14 protein-coding genes are annotated in these 13,800 nt (G+C 72.8%); 3 read left to right on the top strand and 11 right to left on the bottom strand.

Annotated elements, in window-relative coordinates:
• Positions 1 to 142: 142 nt before the first annotated feature.
• From rplT to infC, 3 genes are all read right to left on the bottom strand, one after another.
• Positions 143 to 526 carry a 50S ribosomal protein L20 gene (gene rplT, locus LIV37_RS11100; protein ID WP_020867202.1) on the bottom strand — a complete coding sequence of 128 codons (384 nt, stop codon included), beginning with the start codon at positions 524 to 526 and terminating at the stop codon, positions 143 to 145.
• 113 nt (positions 527 to 639) lie between these two features.
• Entirely contained in the window at positions 640 to 834 is a 195-nt protein-coding gene (gene rpmI, locus LIV37_RS11105) for a 50S ribosomal protein L35 (RefSeq protein ID WP_020867203.1), read from the bottom strand.
• 143 nt (positions 835 to 977) lie between these two features.
• On the bottom strand, positions 978 to 1,619 hold the full coding sequence (infC, locus tag LIV37_RS11110; RefSeq protein WP_121826109.1) for a translation initiation factor IF-3: 642 nt from the start codon (positions 1,617 to 1,619) through the stop codon (positions 978 to 980).
• Between the two features lie 492 nt (positions 1,620 to 2,111).
• Between infC and LIV37_RS11115 the strand changes: the two genes are divergently transcribed.
• Positions 2,112 to 2,477, top strand: coding sequence for a DUF1844 domain-containing protein (locus LIV37_RS11115; RefSeq protein ID WP_014056105.1), 366 nt, complete (start codon positions 2,112 to 2,114; stop codon positions 2,475 to 2,477).
• Between the two features lie 40 nt (positions 2,478 to 2,517).
• Here the strand turns inward: LIV37_RS11115 and LIV37_RS11120 are convergent, their stop codons facing one another.
• Both LIV37_RS11120 and LIV37_RS11125 read right to left on the bottom strand, forming a co-directional pair.
• Positions 2,518 to 3,318, bottom strand: a complete 801-nt coding sequence (locus LIV37_RS11120; protein WP_020867205.1) for an aquaporin — start codon at positions 3,316 to 3,318, stop codon at positions 2,518 to 2,520.
• 104 nt (positions 3,319 to 3,422) lie between these two features.
• A complete protein-coding gene (locus LIV37_RS11125) occupies positions 3,423 to 4,256 on the bottom strand; it encodes an SseB family protein (RefSeq protein ID WP_020867206.1) in 834 nt (277 codons plus the stop codon).
• Between the two features lie 79 nt (positions 4,257 to 4,335).
• Between LIV37_RS11125 and LIV37_RS11130 the strand changes: the two genes are divergently transcribed.
• Positions 4,336 to 5,166 carry a serine hydrolase gene (locus tag LIV37_RS11130; protein WP_020867207.1) on the top strand — a complete coding sequence of 277 codons (831 nt, stop codon included), beginning with the start codon at positions 4,336 to 4,338 and terminating at the stop codon, positions 5,164 to 5,166.
• 212 nt (positions 5,167 to 5,378) lie between these two features.
• On the opposite strand, the gene mycP is transcribed toward LIV37_RS11130, so the two are convergent.
• Positions 5,379 to 6,599: a type VII secretion-associated serine protease mycosin gene (gene mycP, locus LIV37_RS11135; RefSeq protein ID WP_020867208.1), complete on the bottom strand. Its 1,221-nt coding sequence runs from the start codon at positions 6,597 to 6,599 to the stop codon at positions 5,379 to 5,381.
• On the bottom strand, positions 6,596 to 7,708 hold the full coding sequence (locus LIV37_RS11140; protein ID WP_243146364.1) for a hypothetical protein: 1,113 nt from the start codon (positions 7,706 to 7,708) through the stop codon (positions 6,596 to 6,598). Before LIV37_RS11140 ends, mycP begins: the two co-directional genes overlap by 4 nt.
• 213 nt (positions 7,709 to 7,921) lie before the next feature.
• Here LIV37_RS11140 and LIV37_RS11145 point away from each other — a divergent pair, with 213 nt between their 5' ends.
• Entirely contained in the window at positions 7,922 to 9,118 is a 1,197-nt protein-coding gene (locus tag LIV37_RS11145; RefSeq protein ID WP_020867210.1) for an alanine racemase, read from the top strand.
• Positions 9,119 to 9,165: 47 nt separating this feature from the next.
• Here LIV37_RS11145 and LIV37_RS11150 read toward each other — a convergent pair whose 3' ends face one another.
• The 4 genes from LIV37_RS11150 to LIV37_RS11165 form a co-directional block, all read right to left on the bottom strand.
• The gene (locus LIV37_RS11150; RefSeq protein WP_020867211.1) at positions 9,166 to 10,131 is read right to left on the bottom strand and encodes a DUF2510 domain-containing protein; all 966 of its coding nucleotides are present in this window, start codon (positions 10,129 to 10,131) and stop codon (positions 9,166 to 9,168) included.
• 68 nt (positions 10,132 to 10,199) lie between these two features.
• A complete protein-coding gene (locus LIV37_RS11155; protein ID WP_020867212.1) occupies positions 10,200 to 10,982 on the bottom strand; it encodes a 3-oxoacyl-ACP reductase in 783 nt (260 codons plus the stop codon).
• A 1-nt stretch (position 10,983) separates the two neighbouring features.
• Positions 10,984 to 12,366 (bottom strand): aldehyde dehydrogenase family protein, encoded by a 1,383-nt coding sequence (locus LIV37_RS11160; protein WP_020867213.1) that lies wholly within the window; start codon positions 12,364 to 12,366, stop codon positions 10,984 to 10,986.
• Positions 12,367 to 12,378: 12 nt separating this feature from the next.
• Positions 12,379 to 13,746 carry a glutamine synthetase family protein gene (locus tag LIV37_RS11165; RefSeq protein ID WP_020867214.1) on the bottom strand — a complete coding sequence of 456 codons (1,368 nt, stop codon included), beginning with the start codon at positions 13,744 to 13,746 and terminating at the stop codon, positions 12,379 to 12,381.
• Positions 13,747 to 13,800 lie beyond the last annotated feature (54 nt).

Consider the following 13,800-nt stretch of genomic DNA (forward strand, 5'->3'; position numbering starts at 1 on the left):
CACCCGGAAACGAGACCCCAGGGGGCACAACCCGGCCACCGGGCCGCACCCGGGGACGGAGGCCCCAAGGGGGAGCGACGTGCGCGGACCCGCAGGTGATGCGTTCACCTGCGGGTCCACTCGGCAATGCTCAGCGCAGCGCTTACGCGGCCTTCGGCGCGTTCACATCACTCGGCAGCGCCTTCTGCGCGGCCTCGACCAGCACCGCGAACGCGTTCGCGTCGTTGACCGCGAGGTCCGCCAGAATCTTGCGGTCGACCTCGATGTTCGCGGCCTTCAGACCCTGGATGAAGCGGTTGTACGTCATGCCATTGGCGCGGGCAGCGGCGTTGATGCGCTGGATCCACAGCTGGCGGAAGTCGCCCTTGCGCTTCTTGCGGTCGTTGTAGTTGTAGACCAGAGAGTGGGTGACCTGCTCCTTGGCCTTGCGGTACAGGCGGGAGCGCTGGCCCCGGTAGCCGCTGGCCTGCTCGAGGATCGCCCGGCGCTTCTTGTGGGCGTTGACTGCCCGCTTGACGCGTGCCACTTGTTTAACTCCTTGTACGGGGCCGCGGGTGACTCACGCGGCCCGGAAACGAATAGGTCCCGGTGGGTCCCGGTCTGGCGCTCGCCTCACCCCGCCGGAGCAGGGCAGGGGCGTCACTTGCCGAGAAGCTTCTTGATCTTCTTGGCGTCGGCAGGGGCCATCTCGACCTTTCCGGCCAGGCGGCGCGTCAGCGTGGACGGCTTGTGCTCGAGAAGGTGGCGGCGACCGGCGCGCTGGCGCACCACCTTGCCGGAGCCGGTGAGCTTGAAGCGCTTGCTGGCACCGCTGTGCGTCTTGTTCTTCGGCATGTCGCCGTTCTCTCCTCGTCGGAGCGCTTCCGCCCCATCCGGCCGTGGCGCGATCGGGCCGCGGACCGGTGGGCGCAGAAGCGTCTGTTATGTCGGTCTGGGTCGGGACCAGGGTCCCGGGGTCGAGGCTGGCACCTCGAACATCAGGCCTCGGCGGGCTCCTCGGCCGGCTGCTCCGCGGACGCGTCCGGAGACTGGTCCAGGTGGGGAACGCCCTGACGCTCCGCCTTGCGGGCTGCCTGCGCCTCGCGGGCTTCGGCCATCGCCTCGGTCTTCTTCTTGTGCGGACCGAGAACCATGATCATGTTTCGGCCGTCCTGCTTGGGGTTGGACTCCACGAAGCCCAGCTCCTGGACGTCCTCAGCGAGCCGCTGCAGCAGCCGGTAGCCCAGTTCGGGCCGGGACTGCTCACGGCCACGGAACATGATCGTGATCTTGACCTTGTCGCCCTGCTTGAGGAACCGGACGACGTGACCCTTCTTGGTGTCATAGTCGTGCGGGTCGATCTTCGGCCGGAGCTTCATCTCCTTGATGACCGTGTGCGCCTGGTTCTTGCGCGCCTCACGGGCCTTCATGGCCGACTCGTATTTGAACTTTCCGTAGTCCATGAGCTTGCAGACCGGCGGACGGGCGGTCGCCGCCACCTCGACCAGGTCGAGGTCGTACTCCTGCGCAAGCTCCAGGGCCTTGGCAAGCGGCACAATGCCGACCTGCTCGCCACTGGGACCGACGAGTCGCACCTCGGGGACGCGAATCCGGTCGTTGATGCGGGGCTCGGCGCTGATGGATCCTCCTCGGTTACACCACGCGACCGCCTGGCGGACTGCCGCGTAAGTCTGTTTCGGTTGAGACCACCGCGCCGTGACGCACAAAACGCCCCGGACGGTACACAGGCGGGGCTCCTCATTGACCGGGAGCACCGCCGCGATATCACCGCGGGGCGCAGCCTGACCGATGACCTGCCGACCCCGGGGGTCGGGAGGTGGGAGCTGGGGAGCCTCCACTTGTGGGCCGGACACGCACGTGACCGGCCGGTCGTTTATCTACGATACCAGCACCCGCGCGGGATGCTCACCCGCCGCGTCCCCGGCATCCGCCGTTCCCGCCGTCCCTCCTCCTCTCACCTCACCTCTCCCGGGTCCCTGCCGGGTCCCTCCCCTTCCGCCCGTTCCTCCTGTTCCTCCTGTTCCTGTGAACTCACCCGCCCCGTGCGTACGGTGCCGGGCGGACGCCTAGGCTGGGGCACACCGTCCATCAGGAAGCGAGCCCCGACCACCATGAGCGACGCCAACGCCGGGCAGCCGCCGGCCCCCGACTTCGACCGGATGACCCGGGACATCGCGGATGTGCCCGCCGTCGAGGTGATCACCACGGTCGCGGTGCACCTGATGAGCGCCGCCGCGGTCAACCTGGGCCTGGCCGAGGAGGGTCCCCAGCACAAGGACCTGGACGAGGCGCGGAAGCTGATCAACGCCCTGGCGGGGCTGGTCACGGCCAGCGCCACGGAGATCAGCTCCTTCCACGCCGCTCCGCTGCGGGACGGTCTGAAGTCCCTGCAGCTCGCCTTCCGCGAGGCTTCGGTGGTGCCGGACGAGCCGGGGCAGGGGCCCGGCGAGAAGTTCACCGGCCCGGTTTTCGGCTGACCGGCAGCCCCCTTAGGGCCGCGCCCGCGCCCCTTGTCACTCAGGCCGCCTCCGGGCCCTTGGTCTCCGGGCCGCCCGCCTCGGGGCGGTGGCCGCCGCGCATGCGTCCCCACGGCCCGGTCGCCGGGGGCGGATGCGCCTCCTCCCGGTCGGCCTGGCCCGCCGGATGGAGATGGGTGAAGCGGTGCACCGCCGCGGCGAGCACCCCGCCGACCAGCGGCGCCACGATGAACAGCCACAGCTGGCCCAGCGCATCGCCGCCCGCGAAGATCGCCGGGCCGAAGCTGCGCGCCGGATTGACCGAGGCCCAGGTCAGCGGGATGCCGATCAGATTGACCGCGGCCAGCGCGAGGCCCACCGGGACCGGTTCGGCGCCGACCATCGGCACCGCGTGGGTCACCGTGAGGAAGACGAAGACCAGCAGGAAGGTCAGCAGCACCTCGGCGAGGAAGGCCCCGCCCGCGCCCATGCCGACCGGTGAGCGGCCGCCGTAGCCGTTGCTGCCGAAGGCACCGGCCGTCTGGAGCCGGGGCACCTGGTTGGCGAGCAGGAAGAGTATCGCCGCGCCCACGATCGCGCCGACGAACTGCGCGACCCAGTACTGGACGGCCGTACGGATGTCGATGCGCCTGGCCAGCAGCACACCGAGGGTCACCGCCGGGTTGATGTGGCAGCCCGAGATGCGCCCGAGCGCAAAGGCGATCGCGATCAGCGTGAAGCCGAAGGCGAGCGAGATCCCGAGGGCGTTGATGTAGTCGCCCGCCAGGACCAGCGAGCCGACTCCGAAGAGGACCAGCATCGCGGTCCCGATGAACTCCGCTACGACCGTTCTCGTCTCCATGGCGCTCTCCTCACGCAGATTCCGACCGCCAGTCGCCTAAGCATTGTGGGCGGAATCGGGAGGATTCGCCTGTTGGTCCGAACGGGGAGGGCCGGGCCCGGCCCTCAGCGGCTGAAGAGCGGCTCGCCGGGGACCTGCGCGTCCGGCGGCAGCAGTGCCAGGGTCAGACCACGCACCAGCCGCGCCCGCAGCACCTCGTCGGCGGCCAGGGCGCCCGCCACCCGGTGCGCCGTCTCGCGCGCGGGCGCCTCCGGCGCCAGGGCGAGCGCGAGCATCCCGTCGGCGTCCGCCGCCGGGGCCAGATGGGCCCGGAGCACCCCCGGCTCGGCGGCCAGCACGGTGCGCACCGCCTCGGCCACGGCCGGGTCGGCGAGCGGATCGGCACTGGTCCGGCCCTCGGCGAGGGCCAGCAGGGCGGGGCCGGTCAGCTGGTACGGCACCGGGCCCGCGAGGTCCAGGACCAGGGTGTCCGCCTTCTCATGGGCGGTGGCCTCCAGCGCCTGGCGCAGCGGTACGGCCACGGGCCGGGCGTCCGGGCGCCAGCGGGCCAGCGTCTCGAGCGAGGTGAACGCGGGCAGCGCGCGCCGGCCGTCGGGCGCCTGGAGCGTGGGCACCGCCATATCGCTGGTCTTGTCACGGCGCAGCCCGCCCGCCCGTCGCCCACCACCACCCTCAACGGACGCTTCGCGCGGCTTGGATTCCAACCGTCGCCCACCACCACCCTCAACGGACGCTTCGCGCGGCTTGGATTCCACCACCTCCGCCTCGCCGAGCATCGCCACCACGGGGACCAGCAGGCGGGCGTCGGTGAGCGCGGCGAGCACCTCCGGTTCGGCCGAGCGGTCATCGGCCCAGGCGGCGAGCGCCGCCGTCAGCCGGGGGTCGGCGGAGCCGTCGTCGCCGGAGAAGCCGGGGTCGGGAATGTTCTTGAGCGCCACGCCATGAGGGTATCGACAGCGAGGAGACCGAGATCCCCGCACCCCCACCCGGGGCACGAGCGGCAGTTGAGGAGACGGCGTGGAACGCGTGAATGACGGCGACCCGGCCCTGCCCGCCCTGTCCGGTGCGGGCGGATCCGGTGCGGGCGGATCCGGTGCGGGCGGAGGGAGTGGGCTGAGCGGCGCGCTCGCCGACGCGCTCGCGCCCGTGGCCGCGGCCGCGGGCTCCGCCGCGGACTTCTCGGTCGCCGTCCTGGAGCCCGGGTCGGGGGCGAGCGGGTCCCATGGCGACGGCTCGTACGCCACGGCGAGCGTCATCAAGGTCGGCATCCTCGCGGCGCTGCTGCTAGGGGCGCAGGACGAGGGGCGGCGGCTGACCGCTCAGGAGCGCTCGTACGCCACCGTGATGATCGAGCGGAGCGACAACGACGCGGCGACGGCGCTGTGGGGGACGATCGGCGGGTCGCGCGGCATCGAGGCCGCGCTGGGACGGCTCGGACTGGCCGATACCCACGCCGACGACCGCGGAGACTGGGGGCTGACCCACACCACGGCGTCCGATCAGCTGGCCCTGCTGCGCGCGGTCTTCCTGGACGGCTCCGCGCTGAGCGCGCGCTCCCAGACGTATCTGCGGACGCTGATGGGCCGCGTCATCGACGGTCAGACCTGGGGCATCTCGGCCGCCGCGGACGGCACCGGCACCGGGACCCGGCTCAAGAACGGCTGGATGCCCCGCGACGCCACCGGCCTGTGGGTCATCAACAGCGTCGGCGAGGTGACGGCAAACGGTCGGCCCCATCTGATCGCGGTGCTGTCCGAGGGCAATGCCGACCGGGAGGGTGGGGTGGCGCTGGTGGAAGAGGTGGCACGGACGGCCGTGGCGACGACCGCCGCGTACGCACCGGGGTAACCGGCCCGCCCACCGCGCCGCCCAACCGGCCCGCCCAGCGCGCCGCCCCGACAACCGCCGTCGTGCTTCAGCGCGTACGGATCCCCACGAACAGGCGCGCACACCGGGCCCGAACCGACGCGGCGACCGGGCACCGCTCAGGGCCGACGGGACCCCGTCAGCGGCGCACCCACAGCGGGCCTCCGCCGATCATCGCGGCGACCGGGCACCGCTCAGCGCGTACGCGTCGCCGTCAGCAGTGACCGCAGTCGCGGGGGCACCCGTAGGGGGCCCGAGCGGCGCCATAGGGATATCGCGGCGACGACCAGGGCAGTGCCGGCGAGGCCGGCGAGGAGGGCCATCTGGTTGGGGCCGGAGTCGTCGTGGGCGCCCTCGATGTGGCCGGGGCCGTTGCCGAAGTAGCGGTTCGGGGCGGCGGCCGCGGCGGGGCGCTGGGCCTCGGGCTTCAGCTTGTCGCCCGCGGTGATCGCCGCCGCCGGGTTCACCAGGCCCGCGCCGAGGTCGTCGCTGCGGCCGCCCTTGGGTGCGTCCTGGGCGGTCCGGGTGAGGAGCCCGCGGATCTGGCGCGGGCTCAGGTCGGGATGGGCGGCGCGGACGAGGGCGACGGAGCCTGAGACGAAGGCGGCGGCCGCGCTGGTGCCCCAGCCCTCGTAGTAGCGCTTGTCGGGGTCGGCGATGACCACGTCGACGCCGGGTGCGCTGACGGTGGCGTACCAGCGGCGGGTGGAGAAGGCGGCGCGTGCGCCGTAGCGGTCCACGGCGGTCACGGCGATGACCCCGGGGTAGGCGGCCGGGTAGGAGACCCGGTCGCCCTTCTCGCCGCCGTTGCCCGCGGAGGCGACCACGACCGCGCCCTTGCCCAGCGCGTACTGCACGGCGGCGTCCTCGGCGGCCTCGGGGTGGGCGGAGGCGCTGTCGTCGCCGAGCGAGAGGTTGATGACGTCGGCGCCGTGGTCGGCCGCCCAGCGGATCCCGGCGGCGAGTGCGCCGCCGCGGGTCGAGCGGGCCTTCTTACGGTCGGGATCGGAGTCTTCGAGGATCACCCGCACCGGCAGGATCCGCGCCTTCGGGGCGACGCCCAGCACGCCCTCGCCGCCGGAGGCGCCATGGCCGTGCCCGGCGATGATCCCGGCCATGGCGGTGCCGTGGCGGGCCCAGGCGCGTTCGCCGCGCCGGGCGCCGAAGCCGATGAGGTCCTTCCCCGGCTCCACCTGGCCTTCGAGGTCGGGGTGGCCTTCGTCGACGCCGGTGTCGAGGACGGCGACGGTGATCCCGGAGCCCTTGGTGGTCTGCCATGCCTCGCGGACGTGGAGGGTGTCCAGCGCCCATTCCTGGGCCTGTATGCCGTCGGCGTATCCGGGCGCGGCGGGCAACAGGGTCAGCCCGGCGGCGGCGAGGGCCACGGCGAGGCGCCGCCCGAGCGCAGAGGTCATGACGTGGCCTCCGTGAACGTGGCCAGGGCCCGGCGGAATCCGCCCTCGATCGCGTCGGCGACGCTCCGGGCGTCGTTGCCGAGGCCGGACTGCGCGGGGGCCGTGGTGGCGCCGCGCTGGGTCGCCTCGCCCGCCGACTGCGGGTCGGTGACCTCACGGCCGTCGGCGAAGCCGGTGACCGTGTAGATGACGGCGGGGGCGTCGGTGAGGATCCGGACCCGCCAGCTGGCGCGCTGGTCGTCGCCGAATCCGGCCGCGGCGGTGCCCTTGGCGGCGTATGTGCGGGGCATCAGATCGGTGCGTTCGTCCAGCTTCTCGGTGACGAAGCGCTGCCGCAGCGCCCGCATTCCGGTGGGTCCTGAGGTGGTGATCAGCACTCCGACGGTGGTGACGCTGGTGCTGGTGGCGTCGGTGTACGTGGCGCGCACCAGCCGTTTGCAGCCCACCGGGACCAGCGCCTTGGCGAGCAGCGGATCGAATCCGCCGCCGCAGCTGCTGTCGGGGGCGACGGCTATCCGGGTCCAGACGCGGTCGGCGCCGCCGGGGCCCTCGCCCTTGCCGCGCAGGGCGCGCGGGAAGAGGTCGTCCACGGGGATGCTGTGCCAGGCGGAACGGGCGTGGGCGTAGGTGTCGGCGGTGGACGGCGGGGCGCCGGGGTCGTCGCCCAGCCAGCTTCCGGCCGCCGCCCCGCCGAGCAGCCCGAGCCCGAGGACGAGGCTCGCGGCGGCGGCCGCCGTACGGCTGGGGGGACGGCGCCGGCCGCCCGGCCCACCGCCCGCGAAGAGCCCACCGCCCGCGAAGTGCCCACCGCCCGCGAAGTGCCCACCGGCCGCGAAGAGCCCGCCGGTGCGCGGAGGCACGGACGGGCGCGGCGGTGTCGAGGGCTGCGGGGGCACCCGGGTACCGGATGCCTCGGCGGTGTCTCTGGAGAACGGGGTCTTCGCCCGTACGCCGAGGACGGGGGTCTCCGGATCGGGGGTGAACCCGGGCGCGTTGGTGGGGCGCGGCGGAGGCGCGGAAGGCCGCTCGGGCGCCGTGCGCGGGGGTTGTGCGGGGCGTGGTGGGGGCGTGCCGTGGGGTGAGTGCGCCTGTTCCGCGTCGGTGCTCACCTGCACCCCCTCGCACCCGTCGAGACCTGCTTCACCTGGCTCCGTCCGGTTCGCCGCGCCACCGCACCGCCTTTCGGGCAGGCGGGCCCGTATACGGACAACCCGCCGCTGACCTGCCGGTCGTGGCGTGCGCGACACTCTACGGCCAGCCGGGGGCCCTGCGCACCGGCCGCCCTCTACCCAGTGGTAATAGCGGTCTGGCAAGCTGCGTCCATGTCCGCTGCCGCCGCTGACCGGGCCCGGTACGACCGGGCCACCGCCCATCTCGAAGCGCCTGTGGCGATTGTCGACCTGGGGGCCTTTGACGACAACGCACGGGATCTGGTCCATCGGGCGGGAGGCAAACCGATCCGCGTGGCCAGCAAATCGGTGCGCTGCCGCGCGCTGTTGGAGCGGGTGCTGGCGCGCGACGGCTTCGCGGGGATCATGAGCTTCACGCTCCCGGAGTCGCTGTGGCTGGCCCGCGAGGGGTTCGACGACGTGCTGCTCGCCTACCCGTCCGCCGACCGGGACGGCTTCGCCACCCTGACCGGCGACCCCAAGCTGGCCGAGGCCGTGACCGTCATGGTGGACGACCTCTCCCAGCTCGATCTGATCGACAGCGTTCGCGCCGGGACCGAAGAGGTCCGGGTCTGCCTGGAATTGGACACCTCGCTGCGGATGCTCGGCGGACGGGTGCGAGTCGGGGCGCTGCGCTCACCGCTGCGCGAACCTGAGCAACTGGCCGCCCTGGCGCGGGCGATCGCCGACCGGCCCGGTTACCGGCTGGTCGGGCTGATGGCGTACGAGGGGCATGTGGCGGGCGTGGGCGACGCGGTTCCCGGGAGCCCGCTGCGCTCGCGCGCCATCCGGCTGATGCAGTCCGTGGCGCGCCGGGAGCTCGCGGCGCGCCGGGCCGCGGCCGTACGCGCGGTGCGGGCCGTGGCGGACCTGGAGTTCGTCAACGGCGGCGGTACGGGCAGTGTGCAGCACACCGCCGCGGAGGACGCGGTGACCGAGATAGCCGCCGGGTCCGGGCTCTACCAGCCGCGCCTGTTCGACCACTACACGTCCTTCCGCGGCCGCCCGGCGGCCCTGTTCGCCCAGCCGGTGGTGCGCCGCCCCGGAGTGGGCGTGGTGACGGTGCTCGGCGGCGGCTATCCGGCGTCGGGCGCGGCGGGCCGGGACCGGCTGCCGGTGCCGTATCTGCCGGAGGGGCTCGCGTACGACTCGATGGAGGGGCCGGGCGAGGTGCAGACCCCGCTGCTGGGCACGGCCGCCGACGATCTGCTGATCGGCGACAAGGTGTGGTTCCGGCACGCCAAGGCCGGTGAACTGTGCGAGCGGTTCGACACACTGCGGCTGATCGAGGGGGACCGGGTGGTGGCGGAGGCGCCGACGTACCGGGGCGAGGGCAGGACGTTCCTCTGACGGCTGGGAGCGCGTCCGGACGGGAACGCGTCCAGATGGGAACGCGTCTAGATGGACCGGCCGTCGCCCGCCAGCGCCTCGATGCCCTTGACGATCTTGTCCATGTCGCTGAGCGGCGGCGCCTTGTCGCTCTCGTCGAACCCGAAGCGCACCACGACCATCGTGTCCGGCATGGTCGGCGAGGGGAACGCCACCGACTGCACGATGCCGTCGTCGCCCTTCTTCGTCACCACCTTCCAGCGGACCAGATAGCCCTTCCCGCCCGCGACCTCGACCGCCGAGGCCTTCAGCTGCTTGTGGGAGGTGATCCCGCCGTACGCCTTGCGGTCGGTGTCCTTGTCGGTGCCGTAGGACTCCTCGGCGTTCTGCCCGATGTCCTCCTTGGCTATGCCCTTGGCGGAGGTGGCCTTGTAGCCCTCGGCGGTCCGGGAGAAGGCGCCGCCGCGCACACAGTCGGTGGACTTGTCGCCCGGGCAGGGGTAGCGGGAGGTGGTGACGCCCGCGCCGCCGGAGCTGCTGCGCCCCGCCTGCCAGCCGGAGAGCACCGGCAGGCTGATGCCGTTGCCCTGGTCCGGGGCGGTGTCCGGGTCGTAACTGGGCGGTGCGCTGGGACTCTCGGTGGGCCCTTCCGAGGGGTCGTCCGGGGTGGGGAGGTCCGGGGCCGGGTCGCCACCGTCGTCCGGCGCGGAGGTACTGGGGGCGGGCCCGGTCTGGGCGTTCCCACCGCCGTCGCCGCCGTCGCCCAGCAGCACGATGCCACCGGCGATCGCGGCGACGACGACGCCGACGGCGACGGAGAGCGCCGCGATCCTCGGCCCGCGGCCCCGGCTGTGGCCGTGTCCCCCCTGCCGCCCCGGCAGGTAGGGGGGCGGCGGCGGGCCGAAGGCCGGATCCGCGGCGCCCGAGGCGTCACGGGTGTACTCGGTCCAGGCCGAGCCGTCCCACCACCGTTCCATGGCGGGGCCGTTACCTGCGTAGCCGGGATCGGGGTACCAGCCGGGGGGCGTGTTCATGGTCACACGGTCAGCCTATGGCCAGGGGTGGGGTCCGTACACCGCGCATAGCAGGACTGCGCACCGGACTACAACGGCGTGACATATGCCCCGGCGATCCCGCCGTCCACGAGGAACTCGGCGGCGTTGACGAAGGACGAGTCATCGCTGGCCAGGAAGGCCACGGCGGAGGCGATCTCCTCCGGTTCGGCGAACCGGCCCACCGGTACGTGCACCAGCCGGCGCTGGGCCCGCTCCGGGTCCTTGGCGAACAGCTCCTTCAGCAGCGGGGTGTTGACCGGCCCCGGGCACAGCGCGTTGACCCGGATGCCCTCGCGGGCGAACTGCACGCCCAGCTCCCGGGACATGGCCAGCACCCCGCCCTTGGAGGCGGTGTAGCTGATCTGGGAGGTGGCGGCGCCCATCACGGCCACGAACGAGGCGGTGTTGATGATGGAGCCCCGGCCCTGCCGCCGCATGTACGGCAGCGCGGCCTTGCAGCACAGATAGACGGAGGTGAGGTTGACCTCCTGGACCCGCTTCCAGGCGTCGAGCCCGGTGGTGAGGATCGAGTCGTCGTCGGGCGGGGAGATCCCGGCGTTGTTGAAGGCGATGTCCACCGAACCGTAGGTGTCGAAGGCGGCCTTGAAGAGCGCCTCGACCTGCTCGGGGTCGACCACGTCCACCTGGACGAACAGCCCGCCGACCTCGTCGGCCGCGGCCTTGCCCGCGCTCTCGTCGATATCGGCGCAGACGACCTGCGCGCCCTCGGAGGCCAGACGGCGCACGGTGGCCAGGCCGATGCCGCTGCCCGCTCCGGTGACGACGGCGGTACGGCCCACCAGGCGGCGGCACACGGGGGTCTCGGTCACGTCACTGCTCCTCGGTGCTGATGAAGACGTTCTTGGTCTCGGTGAAGGCGGCAAGGGCGTCGGGGCCCAGCTCCCGGCCCAGACCGGACTGCTTGTAGCCGCCGAAGGGGGTGGCGTACCGCACGCTGCTGTGCGAGTTGACGGACAGGTTCCCGGCGGCGACGGCGCGCGAGACCCGCACCGCGCGGCCCACGTCACGGGTCCAGATCGAACCGGACAGGCCGTAGTCGGTGGCGTTGGCCAGCCGTACGGCGTCGGCCTCGTCCTCGAAGGGGAGGACGACCGCGACCGGGCCGAAGATCTCCTCCACGGCGGTGCGGTCCCCGGGGCCGGTGGCCTCCAGCACGGTGGCCGGGTACCAGAACCCCTTGCCCTTCGGGGCCTCGCCGCGGATCGCGGCGGGCGCGTCCTCGGGTACGTAGGACCGTACCCGCTCCCGCTGGGCGGCCGAGATCAGCGGGCCCATGGCGGTGGCGGGGTCGGCCGGGTCGCCGACCGCGAAGGAGGTCACGGCGGGCGCCAGCAGCTCCATGAACCGGTCGTAGACGCTTCGCTGCACCAGGATGCGGCTGCGGGCGCAGCAGTCCTGTCCGGTGTTGTCCAGGAAGGAGCCGGGCGCGGCGGCCGCGGCGCGTTCGAGGTCGGCGTCGGCGAAGACGATGTTCGGGCTCTTGCCGCCGAGTTCGAGGGTCACCCGCTTCACGCCCGCGGCGCATTTGGCCATGATCTCCTTGCCGACGGCCGTGGAGCCGGTGAAGACGACCTTGGCGACGCCGGGGTGCTCGACCAGCGCGGCGCCCGCGACCGGCCCGGCGCCGGGAAGCACCTGGAAGAGCCCTTCGGGCAGACCCGCCGCCAGGGCGAGCTCGGCCAGCCGGAGCGCGGTGAGCGGGGTGGTCTCGGCCGGTTTGAGGACGACGGCGTTTCCGGCGGCCAGGGCGGGCGCGGTGCCCCAGGCGGCGATCGGCATGGGGAAGTTCCACGGCGCGATGACCGCGACCACGCCCAGCGGCTCATGGAAGGTGACGTTCAGACCGCCGGCCACCGGGATCTGGGCGCCGCTCAGCCGCTCCGCTCCCCCGGCCGCGTAGTCCAGCAGATCGCGCACATTGCCCGCTTCCCAGCGGGCGTTGCCGATCGGGTGGCCCGCCTCGCGGACCTCGAGGGCGGCGAGCTCCTCGATGTGCCCGTCCACCGCGCCGGCGAAGCGGCGCAGCAGCCGGGCGCGATCGGCGGGCGCGAGCGCGGCCCAGCCGCGCTGCGCCTCGGTGGCGCGGGCCACGGCGGCGGCCACCTCGTCCGGGGTGGCGGCGGGGACGGTGGCGACGACCTCCTCGGTGGCCGGGTTGAGGATGTGGTGTTCGTGGGGGTGTTCGGTGCTCACTCGCTTGGTTCCTCACATGCGCTCGAAGGACCGGAAGCGCTCCCAGTCCGTGACGGCGGTGTCATAGGCGTCCTGCTCGACGCGCGCCATGTTGAGGTAGTGCTCGACCACCTCGTCGCCGAAGGCGGCCCGCGCTATGGGACTGTTCCGCCACAGTTCGGCGGCGTCGCGCAGCGAGGTCGGGACGTGCTCGGCGTCCCCGGTGTAGGCGTTGCCGGTACAGACCTCGGGGAGCTCCAGCTCCTGCTCCACGCCGTACAGTCCGGCGGCCACCATCCCGGCCACGGCCAGGTACGGGTTGACGTCGCCGCCGGGGAGCCGGTTCTCCAGCCGGTGGGAGGGGCCGTGGCCGATGATCCGCAGCGCGCAGGTGCGGTTGTCCGGGCCCCAGGCGACTGCGGTGGGCGCGAAGGAGCCTGGGCGGAACCGCTTGTAGGAGTTGATGTTCGGGGCGTAGAGCAGGGTGAACTCGCGCATCGCCGCGATCTGTCCGGCGAGGAAGTGGCGCATGGTCTTCGACATGCCGTACTCGCCGTCGTCGTCGGCGAGTACGGGGTGCCCGGCCTCGTCGCGCAGCGAGAGGTGGATATGGCAGGAGTTGCCCTCGCGCTCGTCGTACTTGGCCATGAAGGTGAGCGCCATGCCCTCCTGGGCGGCGATCTCCTTGGCGCCGGTCTTGTAGACGGCGTGCTGGTCACAGGTGGTCAGGGCGTCGGCGTAGCGGAAGGCGATCTCGTGCTGGCCGAGGTTGCACTCCCCCTTGGCCGACTCGACGGTCATCCCGGCGGCGCCCATCTCGTTGCGGATGCGGCGCAGCAGGGGCTCGACCCGGCCGGTGCCGAGGACGGAGTAGTCGACGTTGTACTGGTTGACGGGGGTCAGCCCGCGGTAGCCGGTGTTCCACGCCTGCTCGTAGCTGTCCCTGAAGACCATGAACTCCAGCTCGGTGCCGGTGTACGCGGTCCAGCCGCGCTCGGCGAGCCGGTCGAGCTGACGGCGCAGGATCTGGCGCGGGGAGGCGACCACCGGGCTGCCGTCGTGCCAGGCGAGATCGGCGGTGAGGAGGGCGGTGCCGGGGTTCCAGGGGGTGCGGCGCAGGGTGGCGGTGTCGCCGTGCATGGCGAAGTCGCCGTAGCCGCGCTCCCAGGAGGACATGGCGTAGCCGTCGACGGTGTTCATCTCGGGGTCGACGGCGAGGAGGTAGTTGCAGCCCTCGGTGCCGTGTGCCAGGACGTCGTCGAGGAAGAAGCGGGCGGCGAACCGCTTGCCCTGGAGCCTTCCCTGCATATCGGTGAAGGCCAGGACGACGGTGTCGATCTCACCGGCGGCGACCAGTCTGGTCAGCTCGTCGACCGAGAGCGGGGGCGTGCGGTCTGCCACGGTGGGGCCTCCTGCGTCGGAGAATTCGGGGGGCGGAGGGTGCGGAGGGGGGGG

The sequence above is a fragment of the Streptomyces rapamycinicus NRRL 5491 genome, assembly GCF_024298965.1.
GTDB classification, from domain to species: Bacteria; Actinomycetota; Actinomycetes; order Streptomycetales; family Streptomycetaceae; genus Streptomyces; species Streptomyces rapamycinicus.

Coding starts and splice junctions, on each gene's coding strand:
- mycP (WP_020867208.1), bottom strand. CDS start 6,599: ATGACCTCTGCGCTCGGGCGGCGCCTCGCCGTGGCCCTCGCCGCCGCC.
- LIV37_RS11120 (WP_020867205.1), bottom strand. CDS start 3,318: ATGGAGACGAGAACGGTCGTAGCGGAGTTCATCGGGACCGCGATGCTG.
- LIV37_RS11145 (WP_020867210.1), top strand. CDS start 7,922: ATGTCCGCTGCCGCCGCTGACCGGGCCCGGTACGACCGGGCCACCGCC.
- LIV37_RS11115 (WP_014056105.1), top strand. CDS start 2,112: ATGAGCGACGCCAACGCCGGGCAGCCGCCGGCCCCCGACTTCGACCGG.
- rpmI (WP_020867203.1), bottom strand. CDS start 834: ATGCCGAAGAACAAGACGCACAGCGGTGCCAGCAAGCGCTTCAAGCTC.
- LIV37_RS11150 (WP_020867211.1), bottom strand. CDS start 10,131: ATGAACACGCCCCCCGGCTGGTACCCCGATCCCGGCTACGCAGGTAAC.